Genomic DNA, 22,232 nt, shown 5'->3' with positions numbered 1-22,232 from the left:
CGCTGGACAGCTCGAACCAGCGACGCTGGTCGGCGCCGAGCAAAATATAGCGATCGGCATAGATTAAGACAGGCGAAACCCGACTCAGTGCCATCACGGAAATAATTTGCTACAACATCGAAACACTCCCAATTGCCGTCTCGTACTTTAGGCCAGCATTTCCCGCACGGCCTCGCTTTCCCCTAGAATGCCGCACCGGTCTACAGCCAATGGATTTGCTATGCCGCCCCGCCTTGCCTCGCTGTCCCAGCGCTCGTTGATCCTGACCCTGGTGGTGCTGCTTGCCAGCGGCTTCGTGCTGACCTCGCTGTTGAGTTACTACGCCTCGCGCAGCTCGATCCGCGACAACATCGTCAACACCGAGCTGCCCCTGACCAGCGACACGGTGTACTCGGAAATCCAGAAAGACCTGGTGCGCCCGGTGCTGATCTCCTCGATGATGTCGCGCGACACCTTCATGCGCGACTGGGTCCTGGCCGGCGAGCGCGACCCGCAGCAGATGACCCGCTACCTGCAGGAGGTGATGACGCACTACGGCGCCTACACCGCCTTCTTCGTATCCAACGCCAGCCTCACCTACTACCAGGCCAAGGGCGTGCTGAAGAAGGTGCAGCCCCATGAGCCCCGCGACGCCTGGTACTTCCGCGTGCGCGACATGGCCACGCCCTACGAGATCAACGTCGACGTCGACATGGCCAACCACGACGCGCTGACCATCTTCATCAACTACAAGGTGTTCGACTACCAGGACCGCTTCATCGGGGCGGCCGGCGTGGGCCTGCAGGTGAACGCCGTGGTCAAGCTGATCGAGGATTACGAGCAGCGCTACCAGCGCCGTGTGTACTTCGTCGACCGCCAGGGCCAGGTGGTGCTCACCGGCACCCACGGCGGCCCCCAGGGCGCCCGCAGCGGCCAGGCCCTGGGCGCCGTGCCAGGGCTGGAGCAGCTGCTGGCGCAGATGCCCCTGCCCAGCAGCGGCAACCACGAATACCTGGCCGACGGCGCCCGGCATTTCCTCAACGTGCGCTTCATTCCCGAGCTGGACTGGTACCTGTTCGTCGACAAGCGCGAGGACAACGCCCTGGGCGACATCCGCCAGTCGCTGTACCTGAATCTGATGATCTGCCTGCTGGTGACCGCCCTGGTGCTGGCCCTGCTCAAGCGCGTGATCGGCCGTTACCAGCAGCGCCTGGAGCTGCTGGCCACCTGCGACACCCTGACCGGCCTGCCCAACCGCCGCGGCTTCGACCTGCTGGCCACCCAGGCCATCAGCGAGGCCATGCGCGACACCCAGCCACTGGCGGCGCTGCTGCTGGACCTGGACCACTTCAAGCAACTCAACGACAGCCACGGCCACCTGGCCGGCGACGAGGTGCTCAAGGGCTTCGCCCAGGTGCTGCGCGCCAGCCTGCGCCATTCCGACATCCTCTGCCGCTGGGGCGGCGAGGAGTTCATCGTGCTGCTGCGCGCCACCCCGGGCGCCGATGCCCTGCAGATCGCCGAGAAGATTCGTCGGCACACCGAGGAATACGCCTTCCCCTATGGCGACAAATCGCTGAAAATCACCACCAGCGTCGGCGTGACCGGGCTGCAGCTGGACGACACCCTGCACACCCTGCTCAACCGCGCCGACCATGCGCTCTATCGCGCCAAACAGAGCGGACGCAATTGCGTGCGCAGCGAGTTGCCCCAATCCTGTCATGAATGATGTCAGCCTGTGCCCGGCCTGTGGCGCCCCCAACGCCTGCAGCCTGGCCGACCCGCGCACCGCCACCCAGCCCTGCTGGTGCTACGGCGTAAGCATCGACCCCAGCGTACTCGCCGCCCTGCCCGCGGCATTGCGCGACAAGGCCTGCCTGTGCCCGCGTTGCGCCCAGGTGCTTGACCAACTGCCGCCCCAAGGGCCTGCATGCGCCTCGACCGCTTCCTGAGCAACCTGCCGCAGCTCAACCGCAAGCAGGTACGCCTGCTGCTGGTGGAACGGCGCGTGCGCGTCGATGGCGTGGCCACGGGCGACCCGCATCATGAGGTGCGCGAGTTCAGCCAGGTGACGCTCGACGACCAGGTGCTGCAAGCCGGGCGCCCGGCGCGTTACTTCATGCTGCACAAGCCCATGGGCTGCGTCAGCGCCACGGTCGACCCGCAGCACCCCACGGTGCTCGACCTGCTGCATGAGCCGGACAAGCACGACCTGCACCTGGCCGGCCGCCTCGACTACAACACCTCGGGGCTGATGCTGATCACCAACGACGGCCAGTGGTCCCGCCGCCTGACCCAGCCGCAGACGAAACTGGGCAAGGTGTACTACGTTGAAACCGAGCAACTCATCGACGCGCAGTACATCGAGACCTTCGCCCGCGGAATTTATTTTGCCTTCGAAGACCTGACCACCCAGCCGGCCAAATTGGAGCTGTTGGGGCCGCGCAGTGCCCGCCTGACCATCGTCGAGGGACGGTACCACCAGGTGAAGCGAATGTTCGGTCACTTTCAAAACAAGGTGTTACGGCTACATCGTGAGCAAATGGGTCCGCTAACCCTTGATCCAGAGCTGTCGCCGGGCCAGTACCGGGCGCTGCGCGCTGAAGAGATTCAGCAAATCTAGGCGTCTTACCGCCGGGCAGAAACCTCACTGACATTGTGCCAACGGTACTTGCGCAGACGTCATCGGCCTGCTTGAATCCAATCGTCGGTCCACATGTGACTCGGCAGTCACCACCATATTCTAAGAAACCTTTTTGCTGGCAACCGGCCGCTTCCATCGGGCCGCGAACTGGCAGATCGCCCGCTTATAACAATACCCGTCGACCAGATTGTACGGATCGACATGGGCAAAAAATTCCCAGGCAATTGCCTACCTGTCACAAATTGCGTGCAGAGTCTTGCGTGCAGAGTCGCTTGCGCGAGTACCCGTTTCTTTTGCCAGGAGTCTTACGACATGAGGCCAGAAATCGCTGTGCTGGATATACAGGGTCAGTATCGGGTTTACACGGAGTTCTATCGCGCGGATGCCGCTGAAAAGACCATCATCTTGGTCAATGGGTCACTGGCCACTACCGCGTCATTTGCCCAGACAGTGCGCAATCTGCATCCTCAGTTCAACGTAGTGCTGTACGACCAGCCCTACGCCGGTAAATCCAAGCCCCACAACGTGCACCACCGTGCACTGACAAAGGAAGAGGAAGGCCAGATCCTGGTGGAGCTGATCGACCACTTCAACGCTGAACACGTGATGTCCTTCTCCTGGGGCGGCGCCTGCGCGCTGCTGGCCTTGGCCCACCAGCCAAAGCGCATCGAGAAGGCCGTGATCAGCTCGTTCTCCCCGGTGCTCAATGCCTCGATGCGCGACTACCTGGAACGCGGCGTCCATTACCTGGGCCGTTGCGACCGCCACAAGGTCGGGCACCTGGTCAACGACACCATCGGCAAGCACCTGCCGTCGTTGTTCAAGCGCTTCAACTACCGGCACGTCAGCAGCCTGGACGACCATGAGTACGCGCAGATGCATTTCCACATCAGCGAAGTACTGCAACACGACCTGGGCAACGCCTTGCACGCCGCGGCGAAGATCAACGTGCCGGTGCTGTTCATGAACGGTGAATGGGACGAATACACCACTGCCCACGAGGCACGGCATTTCGCCCAGCACGTGGCGCGGACCGAGTTTGCCACCATCCAGAGCACCGGGCACTTCCTTGACATGGAACACAAGGCAGCCTGCCGCGACACCCGCCTGGCCCTGATGGACTTCCTCAAGCCCAACCCGCAGGAAAACCGTGTTCGCTACCGCCCGTTCGACGGTCACCATGCGCTGGCCATCTGAACGCCTGGCCAGCCGACCGCTGTGCTTGCTGCTCGACGCCCGATAACCTGGCAAAGAAGCGTGGCAACCACGGCGGCCGGCCGGCAAATTCCGCCTCGGGCGGATAAAAGGCTTCAATTGACCGGCGAGTTCTGGTAAAAAGTGAACCGCGTTCAGCGGGTGTCGTATAATGGCATTACTCCAGCTTCCCAAGCTGATAACGAGGGTTCTTATCGGACAACCGCTTTTGTGAGCGAGTTTTTATGCAATGCGGGTATAGTTTATTGGTAAAACTATAGCTTCCCAAGCTATCGAGGAGGGTTCGATTCCCTCTACCCGCTCCACCTCTATCCTCCTAAAACCCCATAAAAATCAACGTGTTACGCATAATCAGTTGTTGCCCCCCCACCTCCCCCGCGCCCTCCCCATAACACTTTCAATCAAATGCAACAGCATCCCTGCGCTCTATTTTTTGTGAGCGAGTCCGCCAAAACCCCGCACCTCCCGCCCCCTCATCATCCGATCCTTCATATACCCAGCACTTTCCCTTGCCTCCCACGCCATGAAAACCGCAGGAAGATTTCAGCGCACCCACAAGGATGACTGGCGGAAAGGATACGCGCGCGCCAACCTCGCGCGCTGCTGCAGACGTCGAATGCGTGCAAGGCAGCTTCATTAGGGCCAGGGCTCAGACCGGCGAACTCCCCAATGTAGGGAGGCGATCTATCGTGAGAAACCCAAACTCAGCACGGGAGTGCCAAAGGAAAAATTATTTAGATCAGAGAGTTAAAAATATGACGATACACATACATCAATCAATTATTAGAGATTGATACAATATTTGAATAGAAAAACTCAAGCAAACGCCTACACGTGAGTGTATATCTGTCTTATACCACGCAAAAAAACAGTTGTCAATATATGCCTAAAGCGCGATTAATCTCACATTTCTCCTTGGACACTGGCCCAGCAAGCAGCGAGGTCGCCACAGGTGGCGAAGCCGGTGACCAAGGCCAATCTGGATTGAAGAACGTGATCCTGGTGCGCTGCGACCCACCTCGCCTCTATGAAACGGCTACGGGCGAGCCGATCCCAGCATTCAACGCCTATGCACGCAGCATCCATAAGATGCGTGGCAAGAAGCGGACAGCCGCGACCAACCAGCAGTACACCGGTCGCAACGCGGGCCTGATGGATTACCTCTACGAATGTCGGGCAATGGGGACGGCCCAGATAGACCCGGACACCCTGAACGAAACGCTCGAATCCTATTACACGTTCTTAACCGAAGGGATCCACAGCGATGACTACATCATCAGGACAGTCGCCAAACGGTTAGGAAGAACCCCGATCACCGCCTCCTCCGCGCTCGCGTACAAAGCTGCTGCGAATGATTTCCTCCGGAAACACTCAGCTCTAATTAGGGATTCGCTAGCCAGAGTCAGGCTCCTCAATCCTGGCATCAAAATCGAGTCACCTACGGAGCTCGAATTGATGGCAGACAGGAAACGTTCGAAGTCCGAGATTGAGGAGTTGCGCTCCAAGATAATGGAGTTCAAGGACAAGCCAGACAACGTGTACCAAATTGCCCAAGGCGGGCTAGGAGGTGGACGCCCTCCCCCACCGAGGAAACGTAAAGATTTCCCTACACAGCACATCCTGGCACTAATCCAAAATTTGGATCCGTTGGAGAAGGTTGTGGCACTGCTTCAATGCGGCGGCAGTCTGCGTCAGTCAGAAACGTGGTCAATCAAAAAATCCGATATCAACCTAGCAGAACGGACTATTCGGGTGGAGGATCCCAACCACCTGCGTGACCCCTCCGCCAAAGAGCTCCCGTTCAAAGGGAGAACTACCGCAATAATATACATGTTCGAACCGTTCAAGCGTCTGTTCTTTGATGCTCTAGCTGATTACTTGTCGATTCGACCGACTACAGACAGTGACTTCCTATTCGTATCAGATAACTCAGATAGTTACGGAATGCCGCTGGCTGAAGTATTGAAGCCAAATTCTTTAAACCACAAACTAAACCGCGCGCTCGCGACCTCACAACAAAAAGGAAAAATCAGCGATCCATCAAACAACAGTCAGCCCTACACATCCCATAGCCTGCGTCACTTTTATGGGTATTGGGCGCGAAATTTTGTCTATATTCCGGGCCGACCAACTGTCGGCCTAACACTTGCTGAAATCCAAGTACTGATGGGGCATCGCAACATTTCATCGACGATGGTATATGCAAAAATTGATAATGAGGTGATGATGGCTGAAATACACGCTGCCGATCAAATGACGGCCATCTGGAATAAAACCAAGAGTATTGACAGCCTGCGCGCGGATTCATATGAGGCACTAGCGCAAGATCTGCGGAGGCGAATGGCAGCATGATTAATCTTTCTAACGAAATTCAAATTACTTCCCCTGAGAAAATCGACTCCGCCACGCGGGTGATTCTCAGCACCATGGCAGAAAGCATCAAGCGCAGAGAAACTAAAATCATCGAGACTACTCAAAATAAACAGTACCGCAAGCGGACTGCGATTCTTAAACTATGGAGACTAATATCCAAACAGAAGATAACACCCTTACACATTGATACGATATACAAAATAGCGTCGCTAAGTGAGGCGGAGGCTCTTAATGCAGATACGCTTTATTATGACCTGTCTGGGCATTATCCAGACATGCTGGAAGATCTAACCGGATTGATAGTCGGCTTCAAAGAGCTACTGTGTTTATTATGGTCGGAAAAAGTATTAACACTTCCTTACACGTTTGACATGAAGCATCTATGGAAGAAGAATCCTGACCTCCAGAAGCATACCTACGGGTTCATTTCACAAATCGCACAAGGCAGTAACAACCTTGAAGTAGCAGCAAGGGGATGGCAATACCGTACGAACTGGCATGCACCCGGCGATGTTTATTTTAGCGAGATTTGGGCTGCCATCCCCGGCATGGTAAATATCCAAATTGGTAACAGTCACAAGCTTTCTTTATTAGCATGGGTTAAAAAATTTTCGGCTACCTACCCAGGCATTGTGTCGCCTGATCAAGCATTCTACGCTGAACGCTACCAATTACATCTAGCTACTAAACGTTATCATTTTGGGAATGCGTCCGATCATGCGATGAGCTACGAACAATACCTAAAACACTTCGCACTTACGCCCGAGGAATCCAAGAGCATTTCATCGACAGATCCAAACATTCGTCGCCACGAAATCCGGAAGATCAATAAGCGCTATGGCTATAAGCAAAGTAAAGTTACGCAAAAACAAAAAACCATACGATCGAGATTAAATGCAACACCGATTTTCGCAAAAGATGGCGTGCAAGCCAGTGACGATTTGTTTAATGAGCTATCAAAGTCCGTCTCCGCAGAAGACTACATCCTTTTTATTGAGATACCTAAACGCGAGCGTAATTTCGACTGGATCTCTAACGACTTCTATCCAGGCAGGGGCCATATCGATATAGAGTCGAACTACAACCAATGGAAAACTATTGGGAACGCCTTCATCAAGAAAGTTAACAAACCAAAAAACAGCGATAGCTACAAAAACACCCAGATCGAACACATTCGCTATTTTTTCGACTATATATTTTGCTATCTTCCTTTCTGGAAAGAACTACATCCTGAGTCTAATATTAAGTTACCGGAAACCTTGGCAGATTTCGAACGGACGTCATTCTGGTGCGATGACCTGATCGATGAGGAAACCGTGTGTTCGATCCAGGGCATTAACCATCTTCATACCGAGATGGAGATGCCATTGACAGCGATTAAGCTGAGAGAACTCACTCATACCAAAAAAACCTCTAGTCAGTTTATTAATTCTGTGCATTTGTTCTTTGAAGTGGTGCGAACTTATGGGCCAGCATATGGATACGTAGACGGCACCTATGCAAACCCCGTGAACATAAAGATGGACAGCATTGGCAGCGGTGGTCGTTCAAAATCTGATAAAATCCCATTTCCTCGTGATGCATCTATAGTTGCAAAATCCTACATGCACGCCCTGGACACTATCGGCATCAAGCTGAGAGCTGATATTCTCAACAGCAGGATAGACCGGGACACCGTTGCACGCATCAAGAGCAATGATTGGTTAGACTTAATCGAACTGAATCTTGAGACCACCGCTACAGTTCGCAGCTCTAAGAATCCACAGGAAACCTATACATTTGAAATAAAAACCGTACCAAACATTTACAATTGGTGGCTTGAAGGATACTTCATTCCTGGTACAAATCGTCAAGAAACGATAACTATTCATGTACCATGGCTATCAACGTTACGAATGCTCGCAGTAGGTCTTTTCGCAGGGCAGCGAATCCAAAACGGCCAGTGGCTCGACTTACGAACATTTGATCGAGAGTTCAACCAAGGCTCAGTGGATGGCTTCAACTTGTGCATGCTGCATGTCAACACCGATAAGTCTGGCAAGTCTAGAGATGCAGTCATCGACGGGCATGTCATGGCTAGCCTGTTCGACGAGCGGCTTTTCCAAACCGAAGTTTGCCCGCACGCCCCCGGCCTTGTGTATTACGAGAACGATCCATCTGATCCTAACGAATACGGGGAGATCTGTCCTTTATTCCGAAGCCCCTGGGGCAACAACGACCTGCCATTTACAGACACTACCTATTCGAAAGAATGGATACATTTTTGCAGAGGGCTTGACCAAGTATACAACTTGATAGTAGATGATAATTCTCAGCACTCCTTCATTGCTATCACCGAAACTGGGAAAGAAGTCGCTGTTCACGTACCACACTCTCTAAGAGCGATGTGGATCACCCATATGCGTTTGTATGGGCATTTGGAGGTGACTTACGCGGCCCAGCAGGCTGGACATAAGGTAATAGAGTCTTTCTCAGTTTCATCTGACTACTATACCGTGCCTACGCCTCAGGATATGCTGGAGAACATAAATCTAGCTAATATACAGCTTGCTGATTCTGCATATAAAGCGTTAATGGGAAACATCCCTTCACCCAGCTCACCGGCCAGTGCAATCGTCAGGGGTTGGAGTGAGAATAGAGATCAACTCATCATTGATCAAAAATTCCGTAGCTATCAGTTCTTTCTCCTAGACAGCCAAGAAACTGGCATGGATATCATCGCCACAACTAACACGACGCCTGGATTCCAAAGCAACTGCATCTGCATGCTTGGAGGTGCCTGCCACGACAGGCTATTACGATTTACAGGCCGCTCAAGAGTATGCAGCTTATGCGATGCATCAGTCTACGGAGTCGACCATCTGCCCGGCATAAACGTTTGCATGCGCCAAGCTCATAGTAAAAGCTTAGCGCTAATCCAAAAAATCAGTGATCTGAACGCAGCTGACGTGCCCCCTTCGGACATTGAGCCGTATCACCATGAGCTATCGATTGCTCGTTATGAACTAGCCTCGTACAAGGAAATAGCATCACAACTCAACAAAGTTTTAGACGATGATAACGCTAACGGCCTGATCACTCCGTTTCGGGATCTGGGCGGTGCAAAACGTCATGCCATCGACATGGACAATCCTCGTCATCGCGTCATCGCGAACATTTTAGATTCTGCGGCGTATCCACATCTGGTTTCTCCAAACTATCCATATATGATTGAACGGGCGGCCAAAAGTCCAGATTTGCTGTCGGCTGTACCTGACTTGCCGTCAGCCAAGCATGTACTAGCGTGCCAGATCAGCAGCATCCTTAGAAGCACAAATTTCTCCGCAGACGAAATTTTTGAAATTGTCGCAACTTCCAGCAGTGTCTTGAAGGGCTTATCTAAGTGAAGAAGGATAAATATAACTCGAAAATTAGCTCCGACTGCGATCGCTTGGATCAATTACGATTAACGCTTGCTAGGACAAAAGCGGCCCTCGATTCTCTTGTAAAGGGAGGAGAATCCTTCAACAATGCTCACCACCTTGCACAACATGTCGCGCAGATTGTCCGCGTTGACCCTTCTCTTTACAGGAAGCCCTCTACACCACAGAAAGAACTTTTCGATTCCTATGCTGTTAAGCTCTGCAAGAAACTTCCTAAGTCTATGCGCTCGGCTCAGCTACTACCGGTAGAGGTCTTAACCATAAAACTAAGCGAGGCCACGCATAGAATTTCTGTGCTAGAAAAGATCTTGAATGATGTCCCACATCGCTCGGCCCCGGTAGCAGTAGTTACGAAAACAAATTCATTTCTGCACGAATTCGAAACAACCTGCAAACTTGTGGAAACAATTCTAACTGAAGACCAATACCTTTATTTTGAAAAAGGAAAATTGATGACTCGGGCAAGTATGACTGGGATACCTGCCGAACTGTCAGATTCGAAGACCTGCAAACCCTTCTTGGATTGGCGCCATGCAAGAAACACTCATACTGGATCGCTTAGCACAGCTGAGCTTGAAGAATCGCTTCGCGCTTCAACTCAGACAGGAGTTGGTGAAGATGATTGAACAGCGTGCCCCTATTCCACTAAGGAAGGGGGCGATCGATCTAACTTGGCTGGCAGGTCGAATCGGAGCCACCCGACAAATTTTCTATCCGGGCCGAGGCAGTCCCGAAGTCCTGCAGCTCTTGGCGCTGCTGAACCAGTACCTGGAAGGCACGAGCGGCGCAGCAACCAACGCGCCGAACTCAGATGTCCAACAATCCAGACTGCAAGTCGAGCTTATCTTGGCCAAGGAAGAGAACTTAAAGCTGAAGCAGCAGCTCCGAAAGGCTCGCCATGACCTAGACATGATGCATTCGGGGGGAATCATCCTGGGTGAATCCAAGTGAAGAAGTATCTGGTGAAACGCGTGATCCATCGCTTGGATGGCGTCAGTCTGGCGACCTGCGTTGACCCAGGTAGTGGAAGAGTCTCCTCATTACGATATCGTACCGATGGATTTGACCTTCCGCTGATCGCCGGGCGTATGTACTTGCTCCGAACAGCAGCACGCAGTCGAGGCGTAAACCTGGTGGCCGCCGTGGAATGCGGCATTGACCTCTCCGCCTGGAAAGATCTGGTCGAGAGTCATTTCTTTGTCGATGATTTGCAGCTAAAGATGAGCGCCAAGCGAAAGCTCCAGTCGCTGAATCTCGCACAGCGTGGACAACTTCTGAACGCTCTCACTCAGAACGACATGAGGCCTTGGCGCAGTGTTCTTCACGAACCCCAAAGCACCTTACTCGGGTGTGCCTTTCAAGAGGGACAGCAACGATACCAGTCCATCAAACGGTTGATGTCCTGGGGGCTCTCACAAAAGCAAGCAGAGCACTTCTACGAGACCCACGGTGCGGATGCCTGCATGGAGCCTCATGGTCGTCTGAAAGCATTGCTGACCGAAAGCTCGTCACACCAGATTCGATTAGCGGCCCCATTAACCGACGCCACACTGCCCTGCGACCACCGAGCACTCCTCGATTTGATTTGTTGGCTCAGGGAGCAGGGTCAACGCGGGCGCACCCTTGTCCAGATACTTGAGCTTCCCAAGGGCTCAGGTAAGGCACTCAACCTGAGCGCTGAATGGGGTTGGGTGCTGGTCGATGGAGAGCATTGCCAACTCGCGTCGCACGCCATGCTCCAGGTTGCAATTCGCAGGCAGCTTGAACGGCTCGCCAGCCCATTCTTCCCCACTTACACTCCTCAGGAGATTCAGTTCAGCTACTCCCGATACACCCAAGTCATCGCCTCACATGACCATCCCGAACTTCAGGAAGAAGTCACCGCAGTCATCAACTCCAGGTTTTCTGTGGTGGCCGCTCAGGACATACCCAGCATTTGCGAATTTGCCAACCAGCTGTCTGGCACTCTCCAGATTTTGTACGCGCCTGCACCTGTGGTCGCTGTCTACTCATCAGCCATGCTCACTGTCTACGCACACTGCACTGAATGCGAGGCTGTCCCGTTTTTCCAGCTACCGGCGGATCTTGGCGATTACACCACCATCATCATGACCGACTCTCACTATCTGTCCTTAAGCGACTTCCTTGTGGCGCTCAAGGCAATCCCAGCGACCTCACGCGTGATACTGATCGATCAGCGACCGATGTTGCCGGAGCAGCCTACCCATTTCCTGGACGATCTAACAAACTACTACCAGGCCATCCCAATCCAATCCCAGCACACGAGCAAATCGCAGCATTGGCTATTGCATCAGGCACTGGATCATAGGGATCTGCGATTCGACGTCTATCAGGCCGAACGGTGGTGCCTGATGTCCGCCAGCGAAATCTTCATCAGCGACTGCCCTTCCGTGGTCGCAGCAATCAACCAACACCTACGCCGTGTTCGATCACCTGTGATTCTTGAAACCAAAGAAGCGAACTTCAGGAAGCACGACCGAATCTGGCTGCAGCCTGCGTACGGCATCAAATGGGATCCGTTCATCTGCACCATACACTCAGTCAGTGTGAAGGGTCTGTTTGTTTCGATGGGAGATCACTACCGCATCCTGACAGCTGAATTCATTGAGGCCGCTACTGTGTCGTTGGCCTTTGCCACGTCACCAGAAGTGGCTGTGAAGGCAGGAGCCAGATCCGCCGTGCTGGTCGTCAAACCTTCAGTGAAACAGGCCTGGATGGACTACCTGACGGGTTACAAGATCGAGGTCAAGCAGGTGTATGTGCACGATCAACCGCAGGCGATCAAGGCAACGAAGATGACCTATCAGCGGCTCGCACCGCTGGTCGAATGAGTGTTTAAGAATGCCAATCGACAGACCCTATGCTTAGTCTCGCGAGGGAGCAATTAGTCGTCTTCACAGAACTTCACCGAGACCTCGCCATTACCATGCTCATACGCAAATTCTGTCTATGATCAGAGCGGTGCAACATCGGGCTGATCAGTACGCAGGGACTCAATCTATGGCAAGGATACGTCGACTTCAGATCCAAAACTTCCGCTCAATCCAAAATCTGGATTGGACTCCTGCGTCAGGATTCAATTGCTTGATCGGGCCGGGTGACAGCGGTAAATCGAGCATCCTCGATGCCATCGACCTGTGTTTGGGCGCTCGTCGCAACGCGCCTTTTGGCGACACCGATTTCCATCGGTTGGATGTCGCTCAGTCCATCCTGATTTCAATGACCCTCGGGGATCTACCTGATGACCTAATCAATCTCGACAGTTATGGAGATTTCCTTCGCGGTTTTGATCCGACCACTAAAACAGTGGAAGACGAGCCGCGTTTTGGCATTGAAACTGTTCTAACGCTGCAACTGAAGGTTGAGAGCGACCTTGAGCCATCTTGGAGACTCTACTCAGACCGGACGAACAATCAGGGCATCGAGCGTAATCTGGCGTGGAAAGATCGAGCACGTATCTCGCCGGCTCGCATCGGGAGTTATGCCAATACCAATCTGTCGTGGAGCCGCAACTCCGTCCTCAATCGACTGACCGAGGAGCGTCCTGCACTCGGCGGCGCCTTGGCCGGAGCAGCCCGCGACGCCCGTAACAACTTCGGCGTTCAGGCCGGCGTGCAGTTGCAGCAGCCGCTTGAAATCGTGAACAGTACGGCAAGGTCTTTGGGTGTCCCTGTAGGTGCTTCTGCTCAGGCCCTCCTCGACGCTCACGCGGTATCGATCGGCGATGGGGCTATCGCCCTGCACAACGACCAAGGTATTCCCCTCAGGTCGTTGGGCACGGGATCATCTCGCCTACTGGTAGCGGGTCTACAGCGCCAAGCGTCACAGGCGGCTTCCATCGCTCTGGTTGATGAGGTGGAGTTTGGCTTGGAGCCTCATCGACTGACGCGGTTCATGGATTCGCTGGGTGCCAAGACCATCCCTGAACCCCTTCAGGTGTTCCTGACCACCCACTCTCCGGTTGCTCTACGTGAGCTCTCTGGCCATCAACTGTTCATCGTTCGTTTGCTCGCGGGCCAGCATGAGGTTCGCCAAGCAGGAATCGCCGACGACGTCCAGAGTACGCTGCGAGCAGACCCAGAGGCCTTCCTAGCCAAACGCATCGTGGTGTGCGAAGGAGCGAGCGAGGTCGGCCTCATGCGGGGCCTGGATCAGTATTGGGTTATGCAGGGCAGTCAATCCTATCTGGCTTTGGGAGGCGCCTATGTCAACGTCAATGGCGGAAGTCCTGACAACTGCTATGCGCGTGGCTCCGCGCTGCTGGGCCTCGGATATGAGGTGCTCGTTATCGTAGACGCGGACAAACCTGTCACCGCTGCCGTTCAAACGGCTTTTCACTTTGCCGGAGGACAGTCCGCGACATGGGGCGAAGGTAGAGCTCTTGAAGATGAGTTGTTCGCCAGTTTGCCCGATGCCGCTATTGATAGGCTGCTCGCCAAGGCCATTGAGCTGCGGGGCCGGGAATTGGTGGCTGCCCACATCCGCGATCGTTCAATCAATGAACTGACGCTAGAACAGATTGAGGCGTATCGCGCAGGCAACATGCCTTACTCACCGGTCATCCGAGGTATTCTCGGGGTTGCTTCTCGTATTCGGAGAAGCGGCTGGTTCAAGTCGGTAACTGCCTACGAGTTCATCGCCAAGCACATCATTGGCCCTGAGCTTTTGGCCTCTCAGCCTACCCTCCAAACTACCATCAACCGGATCAGGGGCTGGACACATGCCGCCTGAAATTGCGCTGTTCAATTTTCCACGGGGGTCGATAACGGCACCTGCCGGTTGCGGTAAAACACAGCTCATCGCGGACACATTGTCTCAGCACACCGGGGCCAGGCCTATTCTGATCCTGACCCACACCAATGCGGGAGTCGCAGCACTGCGCGCCCGGATGTTGCGCGCACGAGTACCCTCGGCCTCATTCCAGATCGCTACCCTCGATGGCTTTGCCATGAAATTGATTGGCAAATTTCCAGCAAGAAGCGGGCACAACCCAGCGATTATGGAGTTGGCCAATCGCGCATCGGACTATCCGGCAATACGCACTGCAGCGGCAAGGTTGCTGGCAGGGCGACATCTGGAACAAGTGCTGAGATCAAGCTATTCCCATTTACTGGTCGACGAGTACCAGGATTGCAATCAGTCACAACACACCATCGTCACCTCTCTCGCCAACACGCTACCGACCTATGTATTGGGCGATCCAATGCAGGCTATCTTCGACTTTGGACAGGACAGATTGGTCGACTGGAACGTGGATGTAATTCAGCATTTCCCAGCCATAGGAGCATTGACTACGCCATGGCGATGGAGACTTGCTGGGGCGGAAAACCTAGGACGATGGCTCCTTCAAATGCGGGAGTCACTTCAGGCTGGGCGGCCTGTTGATCTCGCAACTGCTCCGGCTGAAGTGCAATGGGTACAGATCCATCCGGCGACCGCTGATGCCCAGCGGCGTGCTGCAGCATTGGTGCAGCTGCGCAATGCTGAGACAGCGCTCATCATTGGCGACTCAAGAAACACTACAGGCCGGCAATTACTCACTAGCCAGACGCCAGGTGCTACAACCGTGGAAACTGTTGATCTGCCCGATCTCATTTCCTTCGCTCAACGCTTTGAGCCTATGGCAGCAGACGCGCTGCTCCAAATAGTGCATTTCGCAGGCAGCGTGATGACGGCGGTTGGCCCAGCTGCGTATCTGGCTCGGGTTACGACGATTCAAAATGGACGAAACCGCACCCCACCCACCGTGGCTGAGAATCAGGCAGTCAACTACCTGCGAGCTCCCGGTTATGCAGGTGCCATTGAACTTTTACAGTGCCTGTCTCAGCAGCACGATTGCCGCATATACCGGCCTGAAATCCTTCGATGCTGTATCGCTGCCCTACGGATGTCGGCATCTAGAACTCATACCTTCCATGAAGCAGCCATTCAGATTAGAGAGCGCAATCGCCTGCAGGGACGGCCTTTGTCGCGCAGATCAGTCGGGAGCACGTTGCTGTTGAAGGGGTTGGAGGCTGACGTTGCGGTGATTTTGGAGCCAGAGCGGATGAACGCGAGAAACCTATACGTTGCTATGTCGCGCGGGGCGAAAAAGCTCGTGGTTTGCAGTCAAAACCAAGTCCTCACACCCCAACGTTAGACACAGCTGCAACATCTGCGCGAAGCGTTGCTATCACTGCGTGGGAGGCGACGGCAGTCTAAAGGCTGGCAGGCTACCGCCAGGGTCTAGACTCAGGACACCATAGACTATCGGCACCATACCCAGCAGGAGACATAGAACGTGAGAATCTAGGCAAGTCAGTTTGTAAAGGTCACCAATGACCGCGTGTTGACCGATGACGGGAATCAGGGAATGCGCGGCACGCCGGGGATTGGCTCGTCCACGGAGCGACAACAGGGACTTGTCGCTGCGGCGATCTACGATAACTGTGCCGAGCTGGATAACCGCCAGCTTGATGAAATAATCGAGTGGATTCGCCTCTATAAACAGTAAACTTGGGCCAAGGATGAACGAGGCTCAAAATGCTTATCGAACTCGACCTCAACATAAACGACTCAGAGTCACTGCTGCGTCACTGCTGCGTCACTGCACTGACTTTCAGCCAGCTTCTGGGGACTGCAGAGAGGACGCAAGGTTGGCAGACGCCTTGGAAGCGCTAGCTTTTGCGATTAAAGATTCAATGAGGCATTCCACCCACCCACCCACCCACCCACCCACCAGTGGAGATGATTGCTCCCCAGTTGCTTGAAGCCGCGACCGGCTTGTTTGGCGACAGGGCAATAGCGCTCAACTGGCTGTCTCACCCTGTTCGGGCACTGGGCGGTAAGGCTCCGCGTGATGTTGAGATTGAGAAAGCAATCGAGCTGATCACGCGGCTGGAGTACGGATTTAGCGCTTAGACGACCTGACAGCTTCACGGTTGGCATAAAAGCTGTGCGCCCGTCCTTGCTTAAAGCCCCGTCGCCATCGATCCAAACATGGATGCGCGCGTGAACGTAGCCAGCGCTTCAAAAGAGCTTTTCCCTTCGCCTGGTTTAAACGCCTTCCAGATACACACCAATCCGATCAAGCTGAATGGCCAACACCAGGTACTGTGATTGATTGGATCAAATAGCCCATCGAGTTCACGCATCAGCAGGCAAGCGAAGAACCCGTCGGCCAAGATCCTGAAGCCGCGCTGCGCCGGCAGAACGCCTTGCGCGGGCCAGCCAAAAGCGTCCGGTCTACCCCGACTGGCATCAGCAAAGCGTGTCGGTTGAGCAGAACCCCACACCGGTTGAGATCGATCCCACCTAATCCACCCCATGCCAAATGCCCGGTTCCAAAATAGGGTACTCGGCAGATTGCTTCCCGGCGTTGGTCAATTCAGGGCGCTCATTGGTCTATGCCAGAGCCCATTGCGTGACACGCGCCACAGCGATTATCCGCCACAATGAACGTAGGTCTGTAGCATTCGCTACAGCCCTCAAGTGGAGTATCTCCACCTCGGGTAAGTGCCTCATACTGTTCACTGAAAAAGACCTTACCCAAGACCTCTTCAACCACCAAATCGTATGTCATGCGCGTCGAACAACGCGTGCAGATGAAGTCTGTTTCAAAAACAGTTGCACCTACCACTCCGGGACGAATCAACTTAGATTGGCAGTCAGTGCAGGCCATTTGTGGAATCGCAGCGACCAGCGTCGGCGACTTCCAGTCCACTTTGTGGAGATCCTCTTGGCAGCTGGCAAACTCTCTGTCGTAGAACGCCTTTTGATCAGTCAAAAAGCCCCAGACCTCCTGGCCCAGTAACTGGATCGGAAAGATCTCAAGGTGTTTGATCGAAAACTGCTGGATCAGGTGGAAAGAGTCGGACATGACCTTCAACAGGGCTGACGTTGGGCTTGAGCTGAAATAGTGCTCAACGTCGTTTCTGACCTTGATCAGATCGAGCAGCCGCTGCCAGTCAACGTCGGTGACGCCAAAGTCTTTGAGACGCTGGATGAGCGTGTGGGTGTCAACGGTCTTGGAGCTCTTAGCTTTCCAAATCATCAAGCCATCAGGGCCGGGGACAGGCTTCAGATCAGCTTTGATGAGTATCCCGTCAGAATCAGGGCTCAAGAGTACTAACTTGAATTTGAAGAGCAGCAAAATGCCCGCCGTCATGTTTCTGATAGCGGACAGCGCTCTGGCCTCATCCGTCTGCGCCAGGCGAAAGTCCTCCATACCCAGCTTGATGGAAGTGGCAGCGTTTTTGAGTAAAGACACATCGAGCTCCCTGAGTAGTGCTTAGTGCGAAACCTTTGCACAGCCGCCTGCTATTCGCCAAGCCAATCCGGCGGGGAATCGCTCAGGCTGGAGGATCCTTCGCACAACACATCCTCGATCGCAATCATCGCCGGCTGTAAGGTTGGGGCGAGCTCATGAGCTCATGAGCTTTGGGCGTAGGAATCACCCCGCGGGTCGTCGCATCTACGCGCGACATGCTGAGCATAGGCACCAGAGGCCAAATCTGGGACAGATTAAGCTGATGATATTCAACTACTCTTCGAGCTGAGTAGGACATTTCCCCCTGCTTGTCCACTTTACTTATGACCAGCCGATTGCGGCTACGAGTCGCCAGGGCCGTGGTGACCGAAGCGCTAGCTCACTGACCGACGATAAACAGTTGTGAAGCGAGTACGCTATTCCAGTCAACGATTGAAAATTCAGCCCCCCAAGGAATTGATGATGCCAAGGAAGACGTTGATATTTGGAAACGGCCTAGGGATGGCGCTCGATCCCCAACATTTCTCGCTTACCAACGCTATGGCTGATGTATGGAATGACCCGTTTGCCATCAGCGATGTGCACAAAGAGTTGATCAGTCAGTGCCTTGGTGGAAATGGCGTCATCCCCGCGCGGGAAGATCAGCTCGACCCATTGCACCTCGTGATCTCGGCTTGCAGGACGCTCAGTAGCATCAACATGTCCCAGCGGATGAACGTTCACTGGTTATCGCAAGAAGGTCTGCAATTTCCGGTCGCAGTGGGAAACTACCTTCACAAGGTAGCCACAAGGCTGCACCTTTACGCCCATGGCCTCCCGCAGGCCTTTCTGGAACCACTAATCGCCTTCGTTCGCCAGACAAAGTCACACGTCGCCACTCTCAACTACGACAAGCTTCTCTATGGAGCATTTCTAGATGCTGGCCTAATGGCGGGCTATTTCCACACCACGCTTGTGGACGGCATGGTTGCCAATGGCTTCAGCTCAGATGCTCTGGCGCGCTTATACAACAATGACTTTGGATACTACCTCCACCTACATGGCTCCCCTCTATTCTTTGACCACCATGGACTGGCCAGGAAACGTGATCGACATCAGCTCAACCCTTTTTCCCCGGAAGGGTCTGATCACATCGTACTGACCCACGTTCGCCACAAGCGATCGGTGATTGGCGCCTCGACGGTGCTTTCCACGTACTGGAACTACCTAGGGCTCAGTCTGAACGAATCTCAAGAGATCATCGTGTTCGGGTACTCGGGGGATGATGACCATCTCAATGATGTGATCGCCGCCTATGCCCAGTCCAGACACATCGTGATAGTCGAGTGGAGCGGCGTTAATCAAACTGAAGCACAGAGACTTGCATTTTGGTCTCAAAAATTCAAAACCGGTAATTTCCACTTATGGCGCCTACCGAACGTTCTGACCTTCACGCAGTGGGATCACATCTATTGAGTTCGAGCGTCGGTGAAGGTCTGATCATTCCCTCGGCGCAGGGCCCCATGATCAGGGTTGTAGCGGTGGTGGCTGACCGGTTTGAGTTCGATGAACGATCGAGAAAATCATACTTTCCGTAAATAGCACAGGCCAAAATTTGAACCAGCTGTGGATCTGTGAAAGTCGACTTTCCCCGACCCAGCGTCGATCAGGGCTTCAGTTGCCCGCAGCGGCATCATTCAGTTTCGCCTGCGCACTCAGCCACTCCGCATACCCCATCACAAGCTCCCAAGCGATGGATCTGGCCAACTCGTACTCAGCCGGGCTCGGCTGTCTCAAGGCGCCGTCAGCTGTTCCTCGATGCCGACTGGCGGAGGTAGGTCTGTTACACACGGCTTGGAACTGGCCAAACTTGGAAAATTCTATCTTCAGGGCGTCCGCGACCTGATGGCGCTTCAGAAACTTTGATTCCAACGCATCCCAGATTTCGTACAGGTGCACAAACTCGTTATCTGGATCACGGAGAGAGTTCCGATGACTGGCCAGTATCCGAGCGAGAATCAGATCATCCGAGTGACTCTCCAGTAACAAAGCTTGCCGAGACTCTCGCTCAATGCGCTCCTGCTCCGAGTCCTCGATCACGACCCCATTCCTGATGATCTGAATTTCAAAATGATCGCTTATCGAGACAGAGGCATAGCATTCAAGGAAAATCTCTCGTTTGCCATCCGAATGCGCCACAGTCAGGGTTGGAGGGTGTGAAAACTCTACTGCTTGTTGGAGCCTGCGCTGGGCAGGTGCCAGCCTAGCCTGGATCGCGACCAATAATTTATCAGCAAGCGTTGCATCCGCCCGATAGACCTGCTCATCAAAATCTGCTGTGACCCTGCCACCCGCAGCGACAACGCTACCACCAAACTTTTCAAACTCCAGCAAGCCGTCAATCAGGCCTGCGGGGTTATAGCTCCACTCCAAGGTCGCCTTGCTGCTCATGCGTCACACTCATCGTCTGCCAAAGGCAGTTTCTAACGCTTCGACAGTACAATGACAATAGCTGTCTCGCCCGGAAGCCATCTCGGCGCACAAACGGCGAATGCGCAGTGGGTTCCTGGCCTGGGCACCTCATCCGATGAACGTGAATCTGGACATTGTTTACCTCACGGGCGGTGATGATTCCTTCGGCCCCGACTTCGGTGCTGCGACCGTGAAAACTATCACTTCGAAGGGCTATGCCGAGCGCTGCGGTAACATTGGCAAGCTCTACAACAATCTGAGGTTCACAGTCGACATGGAGAGCAGCATCATGAACTCTCTCGACAAAAAAGAACCGGCTTTGAGTGCGGCGAAGAAATGGCTAGCTGATCATCCCGAGACGCTGGATAGCTGGCTGGACGGTGTGACAACGATTGATGGCAAAGACGGTAAGTCGATTACTTTTTCAAACTTCTGCGGAGGAAAATTTCCGATATGTATAATATCTTTAGGTAAACCGTCATCTACACCTGCTGGCTACTATCTATCGACAGCTAAAAAATGCCAAGCCGCTTCGCGGAATATTGCCAGTGGGTTGTGAGCGAACACGCATTACAGTTTGCGCAACGGTACCAGTTATGCGGCAACAACTCGGCGATCTCACTCGCTCGTTGAGTCGGTAGCCGGGATAGCACGTATTTCAGATAAGCCTACGGATCATGCCCATTGAGCTTGGCCGGTTGGATCAGGCTCATCGGTGCAGCCGCGAGTTGACCGCTGCGTAAGGGCCCTGCAAAGGCCATTTCTTGCGTCCGAGAGCCCAAAGTCGGATCTGCTGCTCTTTATGATTGTTATCGATAGGCACAGCGCCGTCATCCAAATAACGTGACAACGCCGTCCAGCGTTTCAGGTTGTAATACAGGCTTTGGCAATGGCCACGCCATCGTAAGCGTCCGTCTGAGTAACCTTGCACGACTCAGGCGGCCATTGGTCAGCAAATCAAGTGTTATAGGCCCAAGTGCCAGATGTCCCGAGTGCTGCCTGGAGGGCATGGCGACCCGTTTTGGCCAGCCAGTGGTCAAAGCATTGCAGGTCGGGAACGATCATCCGGCAACTCTCCAGATCAGCCTTGCCTTCAAGGGTTCCATCGTCCACCAGCTCGGAGAGTTTTCTCAGAAAGGGGTTTTGCTTCAAGACCTCCTCGGAAAAACGTGCATACCTGATCGGAATGCCCGCCATTTGCGTAAACGTCGCCTCCAGGTCTTTACCCGTGACCGTATCGCTCGCGATGTCGAGCGTCTTGCCATTGAATTGCAGCTTGTCCGCGAAGATAGCGGCCACAACTTGCCGATATCTTCCACTGCAACGAGTTGCATTGGCTGATCAGGCTTCATGAAGAAGTTGAAGCGACCCTCGTCCAGCCCGAAGCCAGGCATTACTAACATTTCCATGAAGCACGCCGGGCGAATAATGGTCGCGGTGATCGGCAGTGTGCGGATATGTGCCTCGATATCAGCCTTACTGTCGAAATGGCCCATGCCGGTTGGCTTTTCGCTTACGGCTCCCCCGGAGCTATAAACGAAATGATCGATGCCGTATTCAACGGCGAGGTCAGCTACAACACAGCCAAAACGGATCTCGTCCTCGTCGCTCACAGTCCCACCAGGTGAACTGGGCTGAACGCTGAAGACACCGTACATCCCCTGCATGGCCATTCGGATCGACTCATTATCATTGAAGTCGCCTTGAATCAGCTCAACGCCGGATGCTTGAAGCGACTTGGCCTTAGCGGAACCAGGATCGCGGACAAGTGCGCGAACCTGCCAGCCTTCCTTGAGAAGTGCTGATGCGACTGCTCCACCTTGCTGACCCGTTGCTCCGAATACCAAGATCGAACGTTTAATACCTGACATGAAATCAC

At 54.0% G+C, this 22,232-nt stretch carries 18 protein-coding genes, 1 tRNA gene and 2 pseudogenes; 16 read left to right on the top strand and 5 right to left on the bottom strand.

The window, feature by feature from the left end; all coding sequences use genetic code 11:
- Positions 1-220: 220 nt before the first annotated feature.
- From ACWKWX_RS02370 to ACWKWX_RS02305, 14 genes are all read left to right on the top strand, one after another.
- Positions 221-1,708: a sensor domain-containing diguanylate cyclase gene (locus ACWKWX_RS02370; RefSeq protein ID WP_483826936.1), complete on the top strand. Its 1,488-nt coding sequence runs from the start codon at positions 221-223 to the stop codon at positions 1,706-1,708.
- A complete protein-coding gene (locus tag ACWKWX_RS02365; protein WP_483826935.1) occupies positions 1,701-1,931 on the top strand; it encodes a cysteine-rich CWC family protein in 231 nt (76 codons plus the stop codon). The genes ACWKWX_RS02370 and ACWKWX_RS02365 overlap by 8 nt, the downstream gene beginning before the upstream one ends.
- Complete coding sequence (locus ACWKWX_RS02360) at positions 1,910-2,602, top strand: pseudouridine synthase (protein ID WP_416426650.1); 693 nt, start codon at positions 1,910-1,912, stop codon at positions 2,600-2,602. The genes ACWKWX_RS02365 and ACWKWX_RS02360 overlap by 22 nt, the downstream gene beginning before the upstream one ends.
- 333 nt (positions 2,603-2,935) lie before the next feature.
- Positions 2,936-3,820 (top strand): alpha/beta fold hydrolase, encoded by an 885-nt coding sequence (locus ACWKWX_RS02355; protein ID WP_416426652.1) that lies wholly within the window; start codon positions 2,936-2,938, stop codon positions 3,818-3,820.
- 249 nt (positions 3,821-4,069) lie between these two features.
- Positions 4,070-4,143: transfer RNA gene (locus ACWKWX_RS02350), tRNA-Gly, on the top strand.
- A gap of 529 nt (positions 4,144-4,672) precedes the next feature.
- Positions 4,673-6,190, top strand: a complete 1,518-nt coding sequence (locus tag ACWKWX_RS02345; protein ID WP_483826934.1) for a tyrosine-type recombinase/integrase — start codon at positions 4,673-4,675, stop codon at positions 6,188-6,190.
- Complete coding sequence (locus ACWKWX_RS02340; protein WP_483826933.1) at positions 6,187-9,597, top strand: site-specific integrase; 3,411 nt, start codon at positions 6,187-6,189, stop codon at positions 9,595-9,597. The genes ACWKWX_RS02345 and ACWKWX_RS02340 overlap by 4 nt, the downstream gene beginning before the upstream one ends.
- Positions 9,594-10,259 carry a hypothetical protein gene (locus ACWKWX_RS02335; RefSeq protein WP_483826932.1) on the top strand — a complete coding sequence of 222 codons (666 nt, stop codon included), beginning with the start codon at positions 9,594-9,596 and terminating at the stop codon, positions 10,257-10,259. The genes ACWKWX_RS02340 and ACWKWX_RS02335 overlap by 4 nt, the downstream gene beginning before the upstream one ends.
- Positions 10,252-10,584, top strand: a complete 333-nt coding sequence (locus ACWKWX_RS02330; RefSeq protein WP_483826931.1) for a hypothetical protein — start codon at positions 10,252-10,254, stop codon at positions 10,582-10,584. The genes ACWKWX_RS02335 and ACWKWX_RS02330 overlap by 8 nt, the downstream gene beginning before the upstream one ends.
- Positions 10,585-10,595: 11 nt before the next feature.
- Positions 10,596-12,485 carry a hypothetical protein gene (locus ACWKWX_RS02325; protein WP_483826930.1) on the top strand — a complete coding sequence of 630 codons (1,890 nt, stop codon included), beginning with the start codon at positions 10,596-10,598 and terminating at the stop codon, positions 12,483-12,485.
- A 169-nt stretch (positions 12,486-12,654) separates the two neighbouring features.
- On the top strand, positions 12,655-14,385 hold the full coding sequence (locus ACWKWX_RS02320) for an ATP-dependent nuclease (protein WP_483826929.1): 1,731 nt from the start codon (positions 12,655-12,657) through the stop codon (positions 14,383-14,385).
- Positions 14,375-15,793 (top strand): UvrD-helicase domain-containing protein, encoded by a 1,419-nt coding sequence (locus tag ACWKWX_RS02315; RefSeq protein ID WP_483826928.1) that lies wholly within the window; start codon positions 14,375-14,377, stop codon positions 15,791-15,793. The genes ACWKWX_RS02320 and ACWKWX_RS02315 overlap by 11 nt, the downstream gene beginning before the upstream one ends.
- A 186-nt stretch (positions 15,794-15,979) precedes the next feature.
- Positions 15,980-16,147, top strand: coding sequence for a hypothetical protein (locus tag ACWKWX_RS02310; protein WP_483826927.1), 168 nt, complete (start codon positions 15,980-15,982; stop codon positions 16,145-16,147).
- A gap of 233 nt (positions 16,148-16,380) precedes the next feature.
- Positions 16,381-16,554 carry an antitoxin Xre/MbcA/ParS toxin-binding domain-containing protein gene (locus tag ACWKWX_RS02305; RefSeq protein WP_483826926.1) on the top strand — a complete coding sequence of 58 codons (174 nt, stop codon included), beginning with the start codon at positions 16,381-16,383 and terminating at the stop codon, positions 16,552-16,554.
- Positions 16,555-17,029: 475 nt separating this feature from the next.
- Here the strand turns inward: ACWKWX_RS02305 and ACWKWX_RS02300 are convergent, their stop codons facing one another.
- Positions 17,030-17,902 carry a hypothetical protein gene (locus tag ACWKWX_RS02300; RefSeq protein ID WP_483826925.1) on the bottom strand — a complete coding sequence of 291 codons (873 nt, stop codon included), beginning with the start codon at positions 17,900-17,902 and terminating at the stop codon, positions 17,030-17,032.
- Positions 17,903-18,364: 462 nt separating this feature from the next.
- Here ACWKWX_RS02300 and ACWKWX_RS02295 point away from each other — a divergent pair, with 462 nt between their 5' ends.
- On the top strand, positions 18,365-19,357 hold the full coding sequence (locus ACWKWX_RS02295) for an SIR2 family protein (protein WP_483826959.1): 993 nt from the start codon (positions 18,365-18,367) through the stop codon (positions 19,355-19,357).
- Between the two features lie 198 nt (positions 19,358-19,555).
- On the opposite strand, the gene ACWKWX_RS02290 is transcribed toward ACWKWX_RS02295, so the two are convergent.
- Positions 19,556-20,332: a hypothetical protein gene (locus ACWKWX_RS02290; RefSeq protein ID WP_483826924.1), complete on the bottom strand. Its 777-nt coding sequence runs from the start codon at positions 20,330-20,332 to the stop codon at positions 19,556-19,558.
- Positions 20,333-20,417: 85 nt separating this feature from the next.
- Here ACWKWX_RS02290 and ACWKWX_RS02285 point away from each other — a divergent pair.
- Positions 20,418-20,762, top strand: a pseudogene (locus ACWKWX_RS02285) (glycine betaine ABC transporter substrate-binding protein); the annotation flags it as partial.
- Between the two features lie 103 nt (positions 20,763-20,865).
- On the opposite strand, the pseudogene ACWKWX_RS02280 reads toward ACWKWX_RS02285, so the two are convergent.
- The 3 genes and pseudogenes from ACWKWX_RS02280 to ACWKWX_RS02270 form a co-directional block, all read right to left on the bottom strand.
- A pseudogene (locus tag ACWKWX_RS02280) lies at positions 20,866-21,239 on the bottom strand (transposase domain-containing protein); the annotation flags it as partial.
- Between the two features lie 71 nt (positions 21,240-21,310).
- Entirely contained in the window at positions 21,311-21,505 is a 195-nt protein-coding gene (locus ACWKWX_RS02275; protein WP_483826923.1) for a hypothetical protein, read from the bottom strand.
- A complete protein-coding gene (locus ACWKWX_RS02270; RefSeq protein WP_483826922.1) occupies positions 21,502-22,224 on the bottom strand; it encodes an NmrA/HSCARG family protein in 723 nt (240 codons plus the stop codon). Before ACWKWX_RS02270 ends, ACWKWX_RS02275 begins: the two co-directional genes overlap by 4 nt.
- Positions 22,225-22,232 lie beyond the last annotated feature (8 nt).

Source organism: Pseudomonas imperatae (genome assembly GCF_057128625.1).
Note: the sequence above shows the minus strand (reverse complement) of the source record. Positions and strands in the feature narration are given on the sequence as shown.